This window comes from Erwinia sp. STN24 (assembly GCF_041320675.1).
Taxonomy (GTDB): Bacteria; Pseudomonadota; Gammaproteobacteria; order Enterobacterales; family Enterobacteriaceae; genus Erwinia; species Erwinia aeris.
Genome location: NZ_JBGGPM010000003.1, coordinates 197,356 through 217,128 on the forward strand (window position 1 = coordinate 197,356; position 19,773 = coordinate 217,128).

Annotated in this window: 17 protein-coding genes and 1 pseudogene; all 18 read left to right on the plus strand. The window is 56.2% G+C overall.

Going from position 1 to position 19,773, the window contains the following annotated elements; genetic code table 11:
- Positions 1-196 precede the first annotated feature (196 nt).
- Entirely contained in the window at positions 197-1,312 is a 1,116-nt protein-coding gene (locus tag ACA373_RS13535; RefSeq protein WP_370734654.1) for a hypothetical protein, read from the plus strand.
- Positions 1,312-4,692, plus strand: a complete 3,381-nt coding sequence (locus tag ACA373_RS13540; RefSeq protein WP_370734655.1) for an ImcF-related family protein — start codon at positions 1,312-1,314, stop codon at positions 4,690-4,692. The genes ACA373_RS13535 and ACA373_RS13540 overlap by 1 nt, the downstream gene beginning before the upstream one ends.
- Positions 4,689-6,287, plus strand: a complete 1,599-nt coding sequence (tssA, locus tag ACA373_RS13545; protein ID WP_370734656.1) for a type VI secretion system protein TssA — start codon at positions 4,689-4,691, stop codon at positions 6,285-6,287. Before ACA373_RS13540 ends, tssA begins: the two co-directional genes overlap by 4 nt.
- Before the next feature lie 365 nt (positions 6,288-6,652).
- Positions 6,653-7,447 carry a hypothetical protein gene (locus ACA373_RS13550; protein WP_370734657.1) on the plus strand — a complete coding sequence of 265 codons (795 nt, stop codon included), beginning with the start codon at positions 6,653-6,655 and terminating at the stop codon, positions 7,445-7,447.
- Positions 7,437-7,799, plus strand: a complete 363-nt coding sequence (locus ACA373_RS13555) for a hypothetical protein (RefSeq protein ID WP_370734658.1) — start codon at positions 7,437-7,439, stop codon at positions 7,797-7,799. The genes ACA373_RS13550 and ACA373_RS13555 overlap by 11 nt, the downstream gene beginning before the upstream one ends.
- Positions 7,775-8,596 carry a hypothetical protein gene (locus ACA373_RS13560; protein ID WP_370734659.1) on the plus strand — a complete coding sequence of 274 codons (822 nt, stop codon included), beginning with the start codon at positions 7,775-7,777 and terminating at the stop codon, positions 8,594-8,596. Before ACA373_RS13555 ends, ACA373_RS13560 begins: the two co-directional genes overlap by 25 nt.
- Positions 8,589-8,858 (plus strand): hypothetical protein, encoded by a 270-nt coding sequence (locus ACA373_RS13565; protein WP_253458550.1) that lies wholly within the window; start codon positions 8,589-8,591, stop codon positions 8,856-8,858. Before ACA373_RS13560 ends, ACA373_RS13565 begins: the two co-directional genes overlap by 8 nt.
- Positions 8,827-9,798, plus strand: coding sequence for a hypothetical protein (locus tag ACA373_RS13570; protein WP_370734660.1), 972 nt, complete (start codon positions 8,827-8,829; stop codon positions 9,796-9,798). Before ACA373_RS13565 ends, ACA373_RS13570 begins: the two co-directional genes overlap by 32 nt.
- A gap of 283 nt (positions 9,799-10,081) precedes the next feature.
- A complete protein-coding gene (locus ACA373_RS13575; protein ID WP_370734661.1) occupies positions 10,082-11,821 on the plus strand; it encodes a hypothetical protein in 1,740 nt (579 codons plus the stop codon).
- 431 nt (positions 11,822-12,252) lie between these two features.
- The gene (gene tssF, locus ACA373_RS13580; RefSeq protein WP_370734724.1) at positions 12,253-14,007 is read left to right on the plus strand and encodes a type VI secretion system baseplate subunit TssF; all 1,755 of its coding nucleotides are present in this window, start codon (positions 12,253-12,255) and stop codon (positions 14,005-14,007) included.
- A complete protein-coding gene (tssG, locus tag ACA373_RS13585) occupies positions 13,971-15,056 on the plus strand; it encodes a type VI secretion system baseplate subunit TssG (RefSeq protein WP_370734662.1) in 1,086 nt (361 codons plus the stop codon). The genes tssF and tssG overlap by 37 nt, the downstream gene beginning before the upstream one ends.
- The gene (gene tssJ / locus ACA373_RS13590; RefSeq protein WP_253458560.1) at positions 15,034-15,570 is read left to right on the plus strand and encodes a type VI secretion system lipoprotein TssJ; all 537 of its coding nucleotides are present in this window, start codon (positions 15,034-15,036) and stop codon (positions 15,568-15,570) included. The genes tssG and tssJ overlap by 23 nt, the downstream gene beginning before the upstream one ends.
- Positions 15,570-16,025 (plus strand): type VI secretion system baseplate subunit TssE, encoded by a 456-nt coding sequence (tssE, locus tag ACA373_RS13595; protein WP_370734663.1) that lies wholly within the window; start codon positions 15,570-15,572, stop codon positions 16,023-16,025. The genes tssJ and tssE overlap by 1 nt, the downstream gene beginning before the upstream one ends.
- A gap of 96 nt (positions 16,026-16,121) precedes the next feature.
- Positions 16,122-16,421: a DUF1283 domain-containing protein gene (locus tag ACA373_RS13600; protein WP_370734725.1), complete on the plus strand. Its 300-nt coding sequence runs from the start codon at positions 16,122-16,124 to the stop codon at positions 16,419-16,421.
- A gap of 95 nt (positions 16,422-16,516) precedes the next feature.
- On the plus strand, positions 16,517-17,854 hold the full coding sequence (locus ACA373_RS13605; RefSeq protein WP_370734664.1) for a VasL domain-containing protein: 1,338 nt from the start codon (positions 16,517-16,519) through the stop codon (positions 17,852-17,854).
- Between the two features lie 393 nt (positions 17,855-18,247).
- Positions 18,248-18,541, plus strand: coding sequence for a DUF1778 domain-containing protein (locus tag ACA373_RS13610; RefSeq protein WP_370734665.1), 294 nt, complete (start codon positions 18,248-18,250; stop codon positions 18,539-18,541).
- Positions 18,538-19,026: a GNAT family N-acetyltransferase gene (locus tag ACA373_RS13615; RefSeq protein ID WP_301253193.1), complete on the plus strand. Its 489-nt coding sequence runs from the start codon at positions 18,538-18,540 to the stop codon at positions 19,024-19,026. Before ACA373_RS13610 ends, ACA373_RS13615 begins: the two co-directional genes overlap by 4 nt.
- 357 nt (positions 19,027-19,383) lie before the next feature.
- Positions 19,384-19,491 (plus strand): annotated as a pseudogene (locus ACA373_RS13620) (helix-turn-helix domain-containing protein); the annotation flags it as partial.
- Positions 19,492-19,773: the final 282 nt, after the last annotated feature.

The window sequence follows — 19,773 nt, forward strand, 5'->3', positions numbered from 1 at the left end:
GTCTTCCCTGCCATCAGACGCGCGGCTGTCGCTGACTGGCTATACGCTGATGGCTGTTATGGCCGCTGTCACACTCTATCTGCTGTGGTGGGAAACGCAGACTCTTGGCATCTGGTACTGGAACAGCTGGCGGCTGAATATGCACACCGCCTGGCAGCGGCAGGCGCATCAGCATTTGTGCGTTGTCAGCCGCGTAATGTTAACCCCGGACGCGCAGCGCATTCCTCGCTTGATCGGGCTTGCCAGCCAGGAGGAGGGTGAGGATAAATCAACTACGCTGCTTCCCGATGAAGTTCTGGTGCCGGGAATTTCCCGCTTTGAACAGCTTTGCCGGAAGCTGATTGCTGAGGCAACGTCGACACTGAGCCGCTGGTATCCAGCCGGAGGCGTGACGGTGATCGTTCAGACATCTTCCGCTACAGAAAATACTGCGCAGGAACAACGGGAGCGGATTATTGCAATATGGCAACAGCAGGCGCTACCGTGGAAGGTTACCGTTCAAATTTTACCGAAGACGTTCCCTTTCGAGTACTGGAATAAGCAGCTTCCGGAACTCAAGCATCCAGTATTAGTACTGGCGCTGCATTATCGTCAGCCGGGTGAAACTCAGGCTGAAATGGCCGGAGCGCTATTGCTGATGCCGCCTTCTTTGCTCCCTTCTGCTACGCGTACGGATGCGCTGAAATTGTTCCGTGCTATGCCGCTGCAAACCAACAAACTCACTGCCGAGTTAAAAGAGCTGCGGGATATGGTACAGCAGCCCGCTGAGGCAATACGGCTGATATGGTTTAGTGGCTTAACCGCACCTCAACGACAGCTACTGGCGACGGCAACGCATGGCCTGTCATTGCATTTGTCAGGATCTGCGCCAATGACCGGGCTGATTGATTTTGACCGGGGTAGCGAGCAATACGGACACCTTGCCAGCTGGCTGATGATGGTAGCGGCGGCAGAAACGGCGGATTACGAAACAGGAAGCCACTGGTTAGTGTGGGCTGATGATAAACAGGCCTGGGCAATGGTGGCCGGTATTGAGACAGCGGTGCCGTATCAGCGGTCTGAAATGGCGCTGACGGCCCCTTTTCCCGCAGGCGGAATAACACTGGCCGTACTGCTGCATTCCGTTTTGCTGTGGTGTTTGGGCAGCAAATATCCCGTATGGCTATTTTCCTGGTGGGGAACATCCTGTGTATTGCTGATGCTGGGGATCATGTTGCCGGGTATCGCGCTGCTTTTACGGAAATCAGTGGCCCGCTTGCTGCTGCCTGCGTTTATTCGTACCGCCGCTAAGCAAGGAAGCAAGGTTAAATAATGAAAAATTTTTCTCGTCTACTGGGGCTCGGGCTGCTGACCGTAGCTATTTTACTGCTATTGCTGTTCCTGCTTTCTCAACTGAAAGTCTTACCGGTCGAAGCCGCCACCCGACAGTTCTGGTTTCCGCTAATCGGATTTATTTTCCTGGCGTGCCTGTTGTGTACCCTGATCTTTTTTATCTTCAATCCTGCGGCAACGGGGACTCCCGTCAGCCCGGCAGGAGATAACAGCAGAGAAAAACTCGTACCTTTTAAGTCAATATCCATTACCGATCTGAACCCCCATCTCCGCGCCCGCTACGGCCTGTTCTGGCGCTTCAAAGTGCGTCTGCTGCTGGTAGTAGGCGACGAGGCTGCTCGCGAAACCCTGCTGCCCGGCCTGAAAGAGCAGCAGTGGCTGGAAGGTAACCGTACCGTGCTGATTGATGGCGGCAGCCTGGGGGGCGAAGTGGACGCCGAAAAATATCACGCGCTGCGCAAACTTCGCTGCGGCCGTCCGCTGGACGGCATTATCCGCGTGCTGGATAAAGAGCAAAACCTGACGTCGCAGCAGAGCGATAGTGATTTACGCGCGCTGGAGAGCATCGGCACCCTGCTGCGCTATCTGCCGCCGGTATGGCTGTGGCAGCTATGCAGCAGCGACTGGTCGCAGGAGGGAAGGCCCGAACAGCCGGTCGGTGCGACGTTTCCGCTGCGCGCGCTGCCGGAGGATATCGCCTCACAGCTTAACCACCTGCTGCCGATGTTGCGCAGGCAGGGGATGGCGCAGATTGCACAGCACCGGCAGCACGACTTTCTGCTGCGCCTGGGCCAGCAGCTGGCGCGCGGCGGTATTGCGCGCTGGCAAACGCAGCTGTCGCCGTGGCTACAGGGCGCGCAGCAGCGCATCATCCTGCGCGGCCTGATGTTCAGCCTGGCGGAAAGCCGTGGGACGGCGGAGAGTGCGCAGGTAATGCCGCGCCATGCCCTGACCTTATCCGCCGCCTGGCAGGGCGTGGTGGATGACTGTACCCGGCTGCGCGGCCGTCGCGTCGGGATGCCCTGGCAGCAGACGCTGGCCTGGGCGCTGATGACGATGGCTGGCGTGTGGGGCGCGGGCCTGCTGGTTTCCTTCGCGCTTAATCGCCACCAGATAATCAGCGTGGCGGAGAAGGCCCGCGCCGTGGTGCAAACTCAGGCGGTATCCGACCAGCAGCTGACCAGTCTGTACGCGCTGCGCAACGAGGCCGGGCTGCTGAAACACTGGCATCAGGAAGGCGCGCCCTGGTATCGGCGTTTTGGCCTCGATCATCATGCATCGCTGCTGGCGGCGATGATGCCGTGGTATGGCATAGCGAATAACCGACTGATCCGCGATCCGGCGGACGTCGCGCTCCGGCAGCAGCTGAACGCGCTGGCGGACCTGCCGCCGGACAGCCCACTGCGCGCCACACGGGCAAAACCCGGCTACGACCAGCTGAAGGCCTGGCTGATGATGGCGCATCCCGAGAAGGTGGACAGCACGTTTTACGCCACGGTGATGAAAACGGTACAGCCAGCCCGCAGCGGGATCTCGCCCGGCTTATGGCAGAGCCTGGCGCCGGATCTGTGGGCATTTTATATTGCCGAGCTGCCGTACCAGCCACGCTGGGCCATCACCCCGGATGCTCCGATGGTCGCTCAGGTCCGTCAGGTGCTGCTCCAGCAGATTGGCCGCCGCAACGCCGAAAGCACCCTGTATGAAAACATGCTCAAATCGGTACGCCGCAACTTTGCGGACGTTACGCTGGAGGATATGACCAACGGCACCGATGCCCGACGCCTGTTCACCACAGACAGGATGGTGCCGGGCATGTTTACCCGCCAGGCCTGGGAAGGCGGCGTGCAGCAGGCTATCGACAAAGCGGCAACGTCACGGCGTGATGAGATTGACTGGGTGCTCAGCGACAGCCGCCAGGGGCTTGCCGCCGATCTGTCGCCGGAAGCGCTGAAAGCGCGCCTGACGCAGCGCTATTTCACCGATTTTGCCGGTAGCTGGCTCAACTTCCTTAACAGCCTGCGCCTTAATCCGGCCAGCAATATTGCCGACGTAACCGACCAGCTGACGCTGATGAGCGACGTCCGCCAGTCGCCGCTGATTGCGTTGATGAACACGCTGGCATGGCAGGGGCAGACCGGCGAGCAGCGCGAGGCGCTGTCGGACTCCCTTATCAAATCGGCGAAGGAGCTGGTGGGCAGCAGCAAAAAGCCGGTAATCGACCAGAGCGCCGCCGGGCCGCAGGGCCCGCTTGACGACACCTTCGGCCCGCTGCTGACGCTGATGGGCAGAAATAAAGCCGCCAACGCCCTGTCGGGCGATGACAGCCTGAGCCTGCAAACTTATCTGACGCGCATTACCCGCGTGCGCCTGCGTCTGCAACAGGTGGCGGGCAGCTCCGATCCGCAGGAGATGATGCAAACGCTGGCACAGACGGTGTTTCAGGGCAAAAGCATCGACCTGACGGATACCCGCCAGTACGGCAGCCTGATTGCCGCCAGCCTGGGCGAAGAGTGGAGCGGCTTCGGCCAGACGATGTTCGTGCAGCCGTTGACGCAGGTCTGGGAGACGGTGCTGCAACCTTCTGCGGCCAGCCTCAACGACCGATGGAACCGCTCGGTAGTGGCCCTGTGGCGCAGCGCGTTTGACGGGCGCTATCCGTTTGCCGCCAGCAGCAACGATGCTTCACTGCCGATGCTGGCCGAATTCCTGCGCAGGGACAGCGGCCGTATCGAGCGTTTTCTTAACGCCGAGCTGAGCGGCGTGCTGCATAAAGAGGGCAGCCAGTGGGTGCCGGATCGGACCAACAGCCAGGGGCTGACCTTTAATCCGGCACTTCTCAAAGCCCTTAACCAGCTTAGTCAGCTCTCTGACGTGCTGTTCACCGACGGCAGCCAGGGCATCAGCTTTGAACTGCAGGCGCGTCCGACGCCGGGGGTGGTGCAGACGCTGCTGACCATCGACGGTCAGCAGCAGAAATACTTTAATCAGATGGCCGAATGGCAAACCTTCCGCTGGCCGGGCGACACCTTCAAACCCGGTACCCTGCTGACCTGGAGCACCGCCAGCGCCGGGGCAAGGCTGTTTGGCGATTACAGCGGCACCTGGGGGCTGATCCGCTGGCTGGAGCAGGGCAAGCGCCGCCAGCTGGACAGCAGCCAGTGGATGATGACGTTTACCGCTCCTGACGGCAGCAACCTGCAATGGGCGCTGCGCTCGCAGTTGGGCAGCGGCCCGTTACAGCTGCTGGCGCTGCGCAACTTCAGGCTACCGGCAGAAATTTTCAGCGTTGATGCTGTTCTGGCCGCCAGAGCGCTGGCGACTGATAGCGACATGCCCGCCATGGAAGGAGAAGATGAATGACCACGCTACAGCATATCGTTACCGCCTGCCACGCAGATCAAACCGCGCTGATGCGGCTGGCGCAGGCGCGGGCAGACAACTGGCGCGCCTGGCTGCTGCCGATCCGTGACGCACAGCCAGCGGGCGATGAACCCGGCTATGACGATGATTTTCAGCTTATCCGCGAAGAGGTGAACAAGCTTTCGGGCATTGATACCACGCTGATCTGCTCGCTGACGGAAAAGCTGCTGACCACGGTAAGCAAGGATCTGCGCGTGGCGACCTTTTACATCTGGGCACGGCTGCATCAGGACGGCGAAGCCGGGCTGGCGGAAGGGCTGGAGCTGCTGGCCGCCATGCTGCAACGCTTTGGCACGCAGCTGCACCCGCAGCGCGAGCGCAGCCGCAAATCCGCGCTGGAGTGGCTTGGTAGCGGACGCGTACTCGACAGCCTTTCGCTCTACCCGGAAGTAGATATGGCCACCATGCAGCGCATTACCGGCGCGCTGCTGCTGGTGGAACAGGCCATGCAGTTGCTGGCTGAGGAGCATCGTCCACAGCTCGCCGGGCTTTACCTGGGGCTGGAAAACCGGCTGGCGCAAAGCGGCGGCGCGGATAGCCTGGTACCGCAGACCAGCCGGGAAGATCGCGCATCCTCCCCCACTGCGTCGTCAGCGGCCGCACCGGTAATGACAACCGTCACTTCCGGTCGTGACCTGCTCGATCAGGCGAAAATGCTGGCGAAATATCTTCGCGATCGGCCGGGCGGCTGGCTGGGAGGACACCATCTGATGAAAAGCATTCGCTGGGATACGCTGACCGAACTGCCGCAGCTTGACGCCAGCGGGCGCACCCGCCTTCTGCCGCCAAAGCCGGATCATCGCGCCCATCTCAAGCGTCTTTATCTCCAGCAGAGCTGGATGGAGCTGCTGGAGCAGACCGACGACCTTTTTGCCCAGGGCGTCAACCATTTGTGGCTCGATTTACAGTGGTACACCTGGCAGGCGCTGACGAAAGCGGACCCGGATGCGGTGCGCGCCGATATCCTCTGTCGGGACCTAAAAGGACTGCTGTCACGGCTGCCGGGGCTGGAGGCGCTGGCGTTTAACGACGGCACGCCGTTTGCCGATGAGGTCACGCTGAACTGGATCAATCAGCAGGTGATGGATGACCCTGAGAGTTGGGCCACCGATACGGTAACCGCCGTCGCGCAGGATCATGAAGCCGTGCTGACGCTGGAGCCGGAGCTGCTGGCGCTGGCCGACAGTGAGGGCGTTGAAGCCGCGTTTAGCTGGTTACAATCCCGCCCCGGTATGACTTCCGCACGCGATCGCTGGCTGATGCGTCTGCTGATGGCGCGCGTGGCGGAGCAATATGCCCGTAACGATCTGGCGCTGCATCTGCTGGGCGAGCTGGACAGCGGCGCGCAGACGCTGACGCTGCCGCAGTGGTCCCCTGAACTGTTATTTGAAGTTCGCGCGCGACGACTGAAGCTGCTGCGCAACAAAGCTGCACGCAGCGAAACGGAAAAAGATCGCCTTCAGCCAGAGATGGACACGCTGCTGAGCGGCCTGATCGTACTCGATCCGGCCCGTGCGGCGGTGCTGTGTGGGTAATTGTCATTCAGAAAGGAATGCCGGTAATAGGTTTTGCTCAGTTACATACCGGATTTTTAAACAGGGAACAGTTTTACCATACAGAATTCAGCACCGAATATGACAGCGTGTATATCAGGATCCAAGGGGCAATATTGAAAGCTGCGGCCGAGGCTTTTGCTGACAAAGAACGCAAGGGTTAAGGGGCTGTTTGAGCTACCTGTGTCCAATGAGGTTTTATTTCACTTATTTTTTATTGGACAGCCCGTCGTGTAATAAGAATATAAAATCCATTTTCCCGGCCGGATGGGTTTTGTTGAATAGTGGTAAGGGGTTTTTCTAAAAAATACCGAATTTTTATTTATATAAAAAAGGAATTAACCACTGTGAATATTCTGACGAAAATGTCGTATCTGTTATCCGTTCTGTTAACCGCGCCGCTGTTAACCAGCTGCGTGACAGAGGGGGCCGCTTTTGGTCTCGGGGTCGGCTCACTGCATGAAACGGTGATGACCGAAAAAGACAATAATGTGCCGCCGCCGGTTTACGGGCCGCCGCAAATTATTTACCGTATTGATGATAATCGCTATTTCACGCTGGAAAATTATACCCGCTGTGAAAACGGGCAGACGTTTTATAATAATAAATTAAAAAACATCCACGTTCAGATTTCGCCTTCATCAGGCTACTTATTTAAGGGTCGTTTTTTCTGGACTTCTACGCGTGATGATTATTTGGCATTTCCTGTGACAAGAAATGACAACAAAGCCGCCTGTATGGGATCGGATAAAGGGTGTATGAATATCATTGCGTTAACCACTGATGGGGGTAAAACGAAACGCTCGGTGACCTATGGTGGGTATACGCAGGATCCTAATGGGGACACTAAAGATTACGATATGCTGGTGACGAATCAGGGGTTTTATATGATTTACTATCGAGGTGTTAACAGAATATATCCTGTGATAGATGGATGGGGTTTTAATGATGAATACCATTTCGGTGTGCTTAAAATAGAGAGTGTCTATGATTTATTCAAACCGGGTGAGCCGATTCCCGTGGGTGGGTTTTATAAAATAGATTTATCAAAATTCTATACTAAAAGTATAGATAAAAACATGCATTGCGACCGTAGTCTGGAACCAAAACAGCCGGTAAGGAGCCGTCTTGATGAACAATAGTCGACTATTATCGCCTACGCGTAAGGTTGAGGTAAAACTAACTGATAATGGTGCGCCTTTTGCCTGCTCCATGACCTCCCATAAAAATATAAATATTAATGCCGAAGTGCAGGTGCCGCTGCAATTACCCGGATTGATTATTTTTGTACATGGAGTCAACTCCGAGGGGGAGTGGTATGACTATGCGGAAAAGGCCTTATGTGACGGGTTAAACGAAAGGCTTGGACTTAAAGATAAATTTTCCCTTGTGGAAAATAAATATGATGCGGGTCGTTTAACTGAAGTAAGTCACAATGAAAGCGGCTGGTCAGCCTGTGAAGCGGGGCAATGCTGCGCTACAAAAAAATCCTGAACCTGGATTTATATAAAAAGGAATTAACCACTGTGAATATTCTGACGAAAATGTCGTGTCCGTTATCCGTTCTGTTAACCGCGCCGCTGTTAACCGGCTGCGTGACAGAGGGGGCCGCTTTTGGTCTCGGGGCCGGCTCACTGCATGAAACGGTGATGACCGAAAAAGACAGGAATGCACCCCCGCCGGTTTACGGGCCGCCGCAAATTATTTACCGCATTGATGATAACCGCTATTTCACCCTGGAAAATTATACCCGCTGTGAGAACGGGCAGACGTTTTATAATAATAAAAAAAACGGAGTGCACACTAAAGTGTCAAACGCCTCAGGGTATTTATTTAAGGGGCGCTTTTTCTGGCTGTCCACGCGGGACGATTACCTGGCTTTTCCCGCAACGGCAGATACAAAGAACTCCCCCTGCGTAGGAGCCGATAAGGGATGCGTTAATGCAGTCATTGTTACGACCGATGGTGGAAAAACATTGCATGGTGTGGGTTATGGATCAAATACCACATCCCCGACAGAAGCTACAAAAGATTACGATATGCTGGTGACGAATGAGGGATTTTATATGATTAAATATACTTTTCCTGAACGCTCATCAACCGGTGCTTACGCCTTAAAATGGACGTTTTATCCAGATGAGGAGGCGACTAATAACTCTTTTTATCCCGGAGCAACCGGCCCTGTTCATCAACCCACTCTTTCTATCGATGTTTCTCAGACTATCCAGGAAACGATGCAGTGCGATCGCCGCTTAGAGCCTGTGCAAAATAAGAGGGGGGTTGATGAGTAATAACAGAAGTTCACCTACAAGAAAAATTGATGTCCATCTGACAGATAATGGAATGCCTTTTGGCTACTCTATGACATCACATAAAAACATCAAAGTTAATGCCGAGGTTCAACTACCTTTGCAGCTGCCGGGACTGATTATTTTTGTGCATGGAGTTAACTCAGAAGGAGAGTGGTATAACGACGCTGAAGAAGCATTATGTCAGGGTTTGAATCGTCGTTTAGGACAGGATGACAAAGTATGCCATTCCGCTGAAAAATAAGCGCGGCGATAACTACTACGAGCTCACGCCGGAAGAGAGAAAGAGCAGGGGCTTTTTTTCTGGGGAGGCGGCCCTTCCAGAACGGCTGCAACCAGCTGGTCAGCCTGTGGATCGGGGCAATGCCGCGCTACAAAAAAACCTGAACCTGGATTCATATAAAAAGGAATTAACCACTGTGAATATTCTGACGAAAATGTCGTGTCTGTTATCCGTTCTGTTAACCGCGCCGCTGTTAACCAGCTGCGTGACAGAGGGGGCCGCTTTTGGTCTCGGGGCCGGCTCACTGCATGAAACGGTGATGACCGAAAAAGACAGGAATGCACCCCCGCCGGTTTACGGGCCGCCGCAAATTATTTACCGTATTGATGATAATCGCTATTTCACGCTGGAAAATTATACCCGCTGTGAGAACGGGCAGACGTTTTATAATAATAAATTAAAAAACATCCACGTTCAGATTTCACCCTCATCAGGCTACTTATTTAAGGGTCGTTTTTTCTGGACTTCTACACGTGATGATTATTTGGCATTTCCTGTGACAAGAAATGACAACAAAGCCGCCTGTATGGGATCGGATAAAGGGTGTATGAATATCGTTGCGTTAACCACTGATGGGGATAAAACGAAACGCTCGGTGACCTATGGTGGGTATACGCAGGATCCTAATGGGAATACCAAAAATTACGATATGCTGGTAACGAATGAGGGATTTTATATGATTAAATATGCTTTTCCTGAACGCTCACCAACCAGTGCTTACGCCTTAAAATGGACGTTTTATCCAGATGAGGAAGCGACTAACAACTCTTTTTATTCCGGAGCAACCGGCCCGGTTCATCAACCCACTCTTTCTATCGATGTTTCTCAGACTATCCAGGAAACGATGCAGTGCGATCGCCGCTTAGAGCCTGTGCAAAATAAGAGGGGGGTTGATGAGTAATAACAGAAGTTCACCTACAAGAAAAATTGATGTCCATCTGACAGATAATGGAATGCCTTTTGGCTACTCTATGACATCACATAAAAACATCAAAGTTAATGCCGAGCTTCAACTACCTTTGCAGTTGCCGGGGCTGATTATTTTTGCGCATGGAGTTAACTCAGAAGGAGAGTGGTATAACGACGCTGAAGAAGCATTATGTCAGGGTTTGAATCGTCGTTTAGGACTGGGTGACAAAGATGAAAAATACAGGTTAAAAGAAAATCGTTATGCGGAAGGTTATATGGCGCCCTGTGATAAAAATGATTCAGGATGGGATGGTTGTTATGGCGATAGCGGAAAAAAAGGTGACATAAAACAAAAATGGATTGTCCCGACGAGAAAGATAACGGAAGAGGGCCGCTCCCCCGTAATCCGCTTTTACTGGGGCTACCGGGCCGCCGAAGGAAAGGAAGACGACTATGCCATTCCGCTGAAAAATAAGCGCGGCGATAACTACTACGAGCTCACGCCGGAAGAGAGAAAGAGCGGGGGACCTTTTTTCTGGGGAGGCGGCCCCTTTCAGAACGGCTGCAACCAGCTGGTCAGCCTGTGGAGCGGGGCCGGGTTTGACAACTGGCTTCAGGTAATGGGGGTGCCGGTTCCCTTCAGCACGCAGCTGATGAACGGCGAGCGCGACCGCCTGCTGACCCGGGCGCCGCCGCGCAGCTACTACGCTCACGCCGCCGGCCGCCTGGCAAATCTGATAAAACAAATCCGCCGCGCCCATCCGGAAGACACGGTGACGGTGCTGTCGCACAGCCAGGGGACGATGGTGGCGCTGGCAGCGGCGGCCATCGAGGCGCCGGACGCGCTGTTTGTGATGAACTCGCCCTACGCGCTGGATAATGAGCCGACCACCTACGTTTCCTATCCGCCTGACGAAATTATCACGCCGGAGGCGCGCGAGGCGACCTTTGCCGATATTGTGAAAAAGGTGGCGGAGAACAGGGGCCGGCTGCGGGGGCAAAACGCCGGCGGCCTGCTGGCGGGCGCGTGCTGCGACGGGGAAAGCTGGACGCCCGCGGGGAAAACGTTTAACGGGCTGCCGGAGCGGGACAACCACGGCAGCACCTTTATCTACTGCAATCCGCACGACCGCGTTATGGGTTCGTCGCCGCTGCGGAGCATTGGCTGGCAGGGATTGCCCAACACCCGGGAGAGCGGCTATACAGCCCCCCATCCGCTGTTTAAGCAGGCCGGAGACACGCTGTACGTGCGCATGATGGCGCGCAACATCCCCTGCGGCGGCGAGCCCGACCCGGCCACGCGCTTCGGCGACCCGGGCGACGGCAGGCCGTTCTGGGACAGCACGACCACGGTGATGCAGAAGCTGACGTGGCCGGCGCCGGAGCGGGCGCAGAGGCTGAACATAAACGCGCCGCGGGTGCCGGTTCCGCTTACGGCAGAGGAGCTGAAGGACTTTGACGGGGACTACCGCAGCACGGAAAAACAGAGCGGCCCGACGGGATATGGCTACGGACAGATTGATCCGGAAAGGAATATGCCCGTCGATGCGGACTACCGTTACTACATCTCCCTGTACGGCTACTTTGACCGGAAAATGCAGCGTAAGCCGGCGTCGGGCTACTACCAGCCGGGTCCGGGTTCAAAAGAGCAGCGGATACGGTATGAAAAACAGTCTTATGAGGAAATGCGGGAGGAGGTGCGCACATACGTGCTGCGCCCGACCGACCACAGCACGCTGCCGATGAATAAGGACTTTATGAGCCGGGTGGTGGCCTATGACCTGCCGGTGGGGTTCTGCTGGCACTCATGGGACAGGGCGGCGCTGGCGGAACTACGCAGGCAGGCGGACTGGCTGGAGAGCGACGACTATTACCATAGCGGTAAGCTGAGCATACCGCCGATGCCGCCGCTGATCCGCAGGGACACGCCGTTTGACCTGGTGGCAAAACGGGCCGGTGCGCGGGCGGAGATAGAGAAGATGAATGCGGCGGTCCGTCAGGCGAAGGACAAATGACGTTATGAGAAATACAGCTACGAATGCCGGAAAACGGAATCTACTCAAGTTTTCGATTAAATATGACGACGGATGTCCACTGAACCTTAATATCTTATTGATACTAAGAGACAGAAGCGTAGCAAAGATTTGTGATAAGGGAGAAAAGAAAAGCGGCACAGGATGGCGATCTGACCATCAGGCCGCGCAGGATACGCTCATATCAGGCACTAAAATTAGCGATAGCGGGGCTGCTCGCCGCCCGGGAAAGCACACGCGTTATCACTGAGAAAAACCAGCAGGCCAGGGCCGCTCTGGCGCGCCACCTGCATGAGTCGACTATCGACTTCATCGGCTAGTCATTCACACCCTTCTTTTTTACCGGCTTTTTTCCTCTACCGCGCTTTTCCAGGCGGCCTGAAGGAGATCCGCCAAAGTTGAGATTTATCTTCATGGACGACTTAACCCTACGTTATTACGACGCGGAAATGCGTTACCTGCTTGAAGCGGGTGAAGAGTTCGCTCGCGCTCACCCGGATCGCGCGGCGCTGCTGAATCTGGATAAAGCGGACGCTCGCGATCCTTATGTGGAGCGCCTGTTCGAGGGCTTCGCCTTTATGATGGGCCGCCTGCGCGAGAAGCTTGATGACGATCTGCCCGAGCTGACGGAAGGGCTGGTCACGCTGCTGTGGCCGCACTACTTACGGACTATTCCGTCAATGTCGATAGTAGAGTTCAGCCCCGACTGGCGCGAAATGAAAGAAAAAATAGCCATCGCGAAGGGGTTTGAAATCCTCTCGCGGCCCATTGGCGAGAAAGCGACCCGCTGTCGCTACACCACGACTCAGCAGATCGGCCTGCAACCGCTGGCACTGGAGGAGGCCGCGCTTTCAACCGATGCGGAAGGGCGATCGGTGGTGTGCCTGCGTTTTGCCTGTAGCAGCCTGGCCGACTGGAGCCGGGTCGATCTCAGCCTGATCCCGTTCTATTTTAACGCTGACGCGCCGCTGGCCTGCGCGATGCATGAAGCCTTTACCTTAAACACCGCCAGTATTTGGCTGCGCCTGCCGGGAGAGCCGGAGCGTCGCCCGCTGGATGCGCGCTTTACCGCGCTGGGGTTTGGCGAGCAAGACGGGCTGTGGCCGAAAGGCGAAAGCAGCTTCAGCGGCTACCAGCTGCTGCTGGAGTACTTTACCTTCCGGGAAAAATTTATGTTCACCGGCCTGCGCGGTCTGGAGAGCGTGACGCTGCCTGCCGCACTGGCATGGTTTGAAATCGAGGTAGTGCTGGCGCGGCGCTGGGAGCACGATTTCACCTTCAGCGAGAAGCACCTGCGGCTGCATTGCGCGCCGGTCATCAATCTTTTTCCGCTGGAGTCCGACCCGCTGACGCTGAACTCGCTTCAGACCGAGTATCTGCTGCGTCCTATGCGCGTGCAGGATGGCCATACCGAAATTTATTCCGTCGATTCGGTGATCTCCTCCGGGCGGCATGCCTACGTGCCGTTTTCCAGCTTCCGCCATAAGGGCGGCATGATGCGTCACGAAGCGCCGGAATATTACTACCATACCCGCGTGCGGCGCGGCGCGTCCGGGCTGCATAACACCTGGCTTATCCTCGGTGGGGAAGCCTTTGATAACCATACCGTGCCGGATGATGAAAGCCTGTCGCTGACGCTTACCGGCACCAACGGCCAGCTGCCGCGCCGCGCGTTGCAGAGCACGGTGCTGGATACCGCGATGAAGACCAGTTCGGCAAAGGTGGAGGTGCGCAACCTCTGTGCGCCCACGCTGCCCTGTTATCCGCCGGATCGCGACCGTTTTCACTGGCGCGTGCTGAGCCATCTCGGCAGCAATTTCCTGTCGATGATGGACAATGCCGACGTGCTGCGCGGCACGCTGGCGCTGTACGAGTGGACCGGCAGCGAGATGAATCGCCGCCGTCTGGAAGCGATTGTCGATGTCAGCCACAGCGAAATCGAGCGCTTTGAACAAGGCCATTTGCTGCGGGGCGTGCAGATTGACGTCACGCTCGACAGCCACGGCTTTGCCGGCCACGGCGATATCTGTCTGTTTGGCGAAATGCTCAGTCACTTCTTCGCGCTGTATACCGATATCTATCTGTTTAATCGACTGGTTATCATTCTGAACCCCACCGGAGAACGCCTGCAATGGGAAGAGAAACACAACCGCCGCATTCCCGGTTAAGCCCGCGTCTGGAAGCGGAGCTGACGCGGATAAACTTTTATCGCTTCTGTCAGCTGCTGGAAAAACAGCACCCGGAACGACCACCGCTCGGCAGCTCCAGCCGTCCGCAGGATGATGCGGTGCGCTTTACCCCGTGGCCGGGGATGGGGTTTCCCGCCAGCGAGCTGAAAAGCGTTGAATACAGTGAAGACGATGCCACGGCCGCACCCAAAATACGGACCACGTTTATGGGCATGTACGGCGTGGATTCACCGCTGCCCACCAGCTATCTGGACGATATTACCCAGCGCAGGGAAGGGCATGAGGCGCTCCAGGCATTTCTCGATATTTTCAGCCACCGCATCCTGACGCAGTTCTATCGCATCTGGCGTAAATACTCCTATCCGGCCACCTTTGAGCCAGGCGGCACGGACGCTATTTCCCAGTCGCTGCTGGGGTTAGTCGGGCTGGGCATTCCCGGCACCGCCAGCCATATCGCCACGCCGGTTTCTCGCTTCCTGGCGCTGCTGGGCGTACTGCGGCAGCCTGCAAAAACCCAGGAAGGGATCCAGGCGCTGGTTCGCCTGCTGGCCCCGGAAACCCGCGCCAGCGTCAGCCCCTACAGCCTGCGGCCGGTGGAAATCAGTCAGCCGCTCGGCTTTTACGGCGAGGAAGATTTCCTGCTGGACGGTAATGCGGCGCTGGGTGACGAAGTTATGGATACCAGCAGCCAGCTGCTGATTGAGCTGATAACCGACAGCAAAAGCGAAACCCAGGGCTGGATGCCGGACGGTCAGCTGTATCAGGACTTTCTGGTGATGCTGCGCGTTTACCTGGGCTGGCGCTTTAAGGCAAAAATTCGTCTGACCGTCAGCACGGCGCTGCTGCGCGTAGCCCCTCTTGGCGAAGCGCCGTTCCGGCTGGGCATGAGCGGCGTACTGGGCGTGGAAGGGGATGAGATCCCCAGCGACGTGCCGCAAACTTTTACCATTGAATCCGGCCGCTATCAGGGGCTGTCTTCTTCCGTCTCCGTACAAGGAAATCAGCGTGTTACCTACCAATTCAATTAAATCCGCCCGCTGGCTACTGCCGTTACTGGCCGTCAGCCTGACCGGCTGCGGACTGACGCAAAGCGTCACCGACGGCACCCGCTCGGCGGTGTCCGCCATTTTTTATAAACAAATAAAGGTGCTGCATCTCGATTTTACCAGTCGGGAAGCGCTGAATACTGATACGCGCGAAAGCCACAGCGCGCCTCAGTCCGTAGTGATACGCGTCTATCAGCTTCGCGACCGTAAGGTCTTCGATAAGCTGGTCTATCAGCAGCTGGTTACTGAAGGCGATACCTTGCTGAGTAGCGACCTGCTCGCCAGCCGGGATGTGATCCTGACTCCCGGCGGCGCGGTCAACCTGGATATGCCGATGGCGCCAGAGGCGGAGTTCGTCGCGGTGGTGGGGTTATTCCGCCAGCCGGATCTGACTAAAAATAACTGGAAGCAGGTGCTGGCGCGTGAAGCGCTGGATGCGGATAACGCTCGCGTACTGGAAGCGGGCGATAACAGCCTTTCCCTCAAGGAGAAATAATGCCGCACTCACATAACGCTCCCTCGCTGTATGAAATGCTTTACGGCAACTTCAGCGGCGGCCTGGATCTGTACGACATCAGCGAAGAGAACCAGGTCATTCTTTCCGTGCTCGATAATATGCAGCGTATTCTCAACTGCCGCGCCGGAACGCTGGCGCATCTGCCCGGTTACGGCCTGCCGGATATGAGCAAAATCCTTCAGGGAATGCCCGGCACGGCGCACCAGCTGATGACCACGCTGTCCGAGGTATTGCTCCGCTACGAGCCGCGCCTGAACAGCATTCAGGTAACGCTGCTGCCGCAGGCCATGCCCGGCGAGCTGCGCTATGGCATTGATGCCGAGCTGAAAGGGATTGGCCTGGTGCGCTACGGCACCGAATTTCTGCCGGAAGGCAAGGTGCTGATCCGCCATATGAAACAGCAGCAGTATCTCGATCGGCAATCCATCCTCTGAACCAGAGAACGGAGGCGTATACAGACCTTCCGGCTCTGCATTCGACAGGGAGCACGAATGAAACTTCACGCTGGCACAGCGCTGTTAATCTGCATGATGTTAAGCCCCTCTGTTTTAGCCCATTCGGGCCGAACAAATTCTGAAGGCTGCCATACCAATCGTAAAACAGGTGAGTATCACTGCCACGGAAGCCCGCACCGGCGGGTAGAGTATCCCGGGCAAGATCCACAAACGGCACAGGCCAAAAAAAAGAAAGCTACGCCGCAAAAACGCGCCGCCCAGCCTGCTGACGGTGCGGCCACGCAGTGCATAAACAGCAGAAACCTTAATGCCTACTGGGAACCTGTCACCCGGCGCTGCCTGGACAGGACGACAGGAAGAGAAGCCGCAGGCTGACTATCACGCCGCCCGCCTGGATCAAAATCTGTTAACCAATCACGAGCCTGTTGCTTTATCTCAAACGCCTTTATTTTTCGAAGTTGAAACCTCTTATGACTACTTTATCCGAACCCTACCTGAAAACCGGCGGCGACCCACGCACGCTGACGGATTACGCCGCCCTACGCGACGAGCTGGGCAAGCTGTCCCATCCGGCACGCCCGGACGTTAACTGGCAACACGTAGAAAAACTCAGCCTCGCGCTGTTTGAGCACAACGGCGTAGAGCTGCAAACGGCGGCCTGGTACACGCTGGCGCGCGCGCAGCTGGCCGGACTGGCCGGGCTGAACGAAGGGCTGGCTATCCTGGAGGCGCTAATCCGTCACCAGTGGGGAAATCTTTGGCCGCCACGGGTGCATGCACGGGTGGAGATCCTCAGCGCGCTTAGCCGTCGCGTGCAGCAATGGATGCGCAAGCTTCCCGCCAGTTACAGCGACCTCAGCCAGCTTTACCTTGCCGAACAGCAGCTCAAACGGCTTAACGAGGTGTTACAACGCCTTGAGCTGCGGAATCTGAGCCAGTTCGACGCGCTGGCAGCGCTGATGCACACCAGCGCGGTGCGGCTGGAAAACAGCGATGCCGCCACGGGCGATAATCCTGTTTCCGCGCCAGCCGTAGCATTACCTGCCGCCGCGCAGTCTGTTGCTGAGATGGTGCCCGGCGCGGCGCGGTGGATCTATGTGGCGCAGCCCACGTCCAACTTTGAGGTGACGACGGCACCGCCGAAGACCCGCCGCTGGCAACCTTTTGTCGCCGGAATGCTTACCATGCTGATGGCGGGATGTATGGGGCAATGGGCATGGTATAGCCTGCATCGTACGGACCCGCTGGTGGCACAGCTAAAGGCATCGCTGACGCCATTACCGCTGCCGCTTTCCACAGCGCAGATAAACAGCCTGAAGCAGGATGGTGCGCTGCCGCAAAACGTCCTGCGGGATACGCAGCAGCAGCTGGCGCACATTAGCGGCCTTGCGCCGGACTGGGCGCTGAATTATGGGCAGCAGCTGATAGACCTGGCGCTGGCAGCCAGCCCGGAGGAGGCACGCGGTATAGCAACGGAATGGCAGCAGCAAGTAAAAGCGGCGGCGCTGCCTGAAGAGGCGATGGGCGGCTGGCAGCAGGGAATGGAGCAGCTACAGCAGCTAACTTTAAAGCTGAATGCGCTCGACGGGCAGCGCGGTAAATATATGACGGTCAGCGAGCTGAAGTCGGTGGTGTATAACGCCACCCAGGCGTTTAACCGCTCGGTGCCAGCCGAAGAACAGCTGCGTCTTTACTCGCTCAGCCAGTCAGATATCCAGCGGCGGCAGGCGGAAAGGGCGCTGGCGCAGTTACAGGCACGCTATTTTTTGTTGAAGCAGGAGGCGGAAAAGGCCAGGGGGGATAAATAAGTGGCGTTCAGCCTGTCATGATTTTTTGTCAGATTTTGACGTCAGGACGGTACGCGCGCAGGGCGCCGATCGGAAAGGGAACGCAAACTTAGCGGGATACAGAAACGAAAAACGGACCTCTTGGGAGGTCCGTTCTTACAAATAGGGTGCCCGGACTCGGGAACATTCAATTACTTACCAATTTGATTTCAATGATAAATCTTTTTTCTATCTCCAGTTAAGACCCAGAGGTTGACCCTCATTTCTGCTTGTAAATCATAATGGTGGTTTAAAATACGTAGAAAATCGTTTGATTCGATACTCCGGTTCGATTCCTTCTGGATTTACCGTAATGACATCTGCGTTACGCATGTTGTATACTTTATATCCACAGAAACACAAGAGGACAACATCATGCCAACCGCAAACAGCATGGCGATGAAACGCGAAACCCTGAACCTGCGCATCAAGCCCGCTGAGCGCGAGCTTATCGATCGGGCTGCAAAAGCCAGAGGGAAAAACCGCACAGACTTTGTGCTGGAGGCCGCTCGCGCCGCCGCAGAAGAGGCGTTGATCGAGCAACGCATCATCATGGCCGATCCGCAGGCTTATCAGGCATTTCTGACCCGTCTGGATCAGGCTCCCGCGCCAAACGCCACACTGCGTAAAACCATGCAGACCCCTGCGCCGTGGGAACAGGAAAAATGATCTCCGCACCTGAACCGCTTCATGCCGGGCATATTCTTACCCCGTTTTGCTGCGGTGTGGATTCTATGGATAACTGGCTGAAACAGCGGGCGATGAAAAATCAGACCACTGGCGCGTCCCGTACCTTTGTGTGTTGTGGCAGCGATTCTAACGTACTGGCGTATTACTCGCTGGCGTCCAGCGCGGTAACGACAAACACTGCCCCCGGTCGCTTTCGTCGCAATATGCCCGATCCGATCCCCGTTGTGGTGCTGGGGCGTCTGGCGGTGGATAAATCACTGCACGGGCAGGGCGTCGGACGGGCGCTGGTGAGGGATGCCGGGTTACGGGTGATTCAGGTGGCGGAAACTATCGGTATTCGCGGGATGCTGGTTCACGCCCTGTCGGATGAAGCGCGGGAGTTTTACCTGCGGGTGGGGTTTGAGCCGTCGCCGATAGAGCCGATGATGTTGATGGTGACGTTGGGGGATTTGGTTCATGCTTGATTGGCATTATTTGGAGCCAATAAGATGGTAGTGTTTTGAATTAAATCATCAATGATATATTGTTTTGAGGCTGCTTCTGCCTTCGTTGCTGGATCCGATCCCGGAGCACATGATGGACAGCCTGACAGTTGATATACTCCCCACCTGCCCAACGAGTTTCGTTCCTGAATGTACTGAACTTTGCCATTACTGCCTTGCTCTGACGCAGATGCTGACGGGACAGAGGCTGTTACCGTAAATCCGAAATTACCCTGGCTACCTGCTGTACGATCTGAACCACTTTTTCTCTAATTAAATCAACGATCCGCGCTGGTTGCGCATCACCGGCGGCGTGAAATTTATTGACGAGGTAGCGGCATAAGGCAACCGGAGTGGCATCCTGCCGACATCATCGCAGCGTTGAGAAAGCAGGGAGCTTTACTTTCCGCCGTTTCCTGCAACTCAGGGCTGGCGTCCTCCACGTTGCCAAAGCGGTATTCGAATTGTCAGAGTTTAGAGCCGTTGAGTTTAATCAGCAGGTAAAGGTCCTGCGCGTCGCGAGTTTGTGAGGTTTATCGAGCGGTTTTGTATTGAGGATGGTGGCATCGGTGAGTGGCATGGCGGGGGCTCCGAGGTTTATCAAACCAACAGGCCTTCAATTAAGCCGCAAAAATTCTGGATGTAAAAAAACCTGAAAGAGCTTTTCAGCGCCATCAGGTTTCTTTAACTTACTGATTTTATAACGTTTCAGGACTTATGTGAACGCCA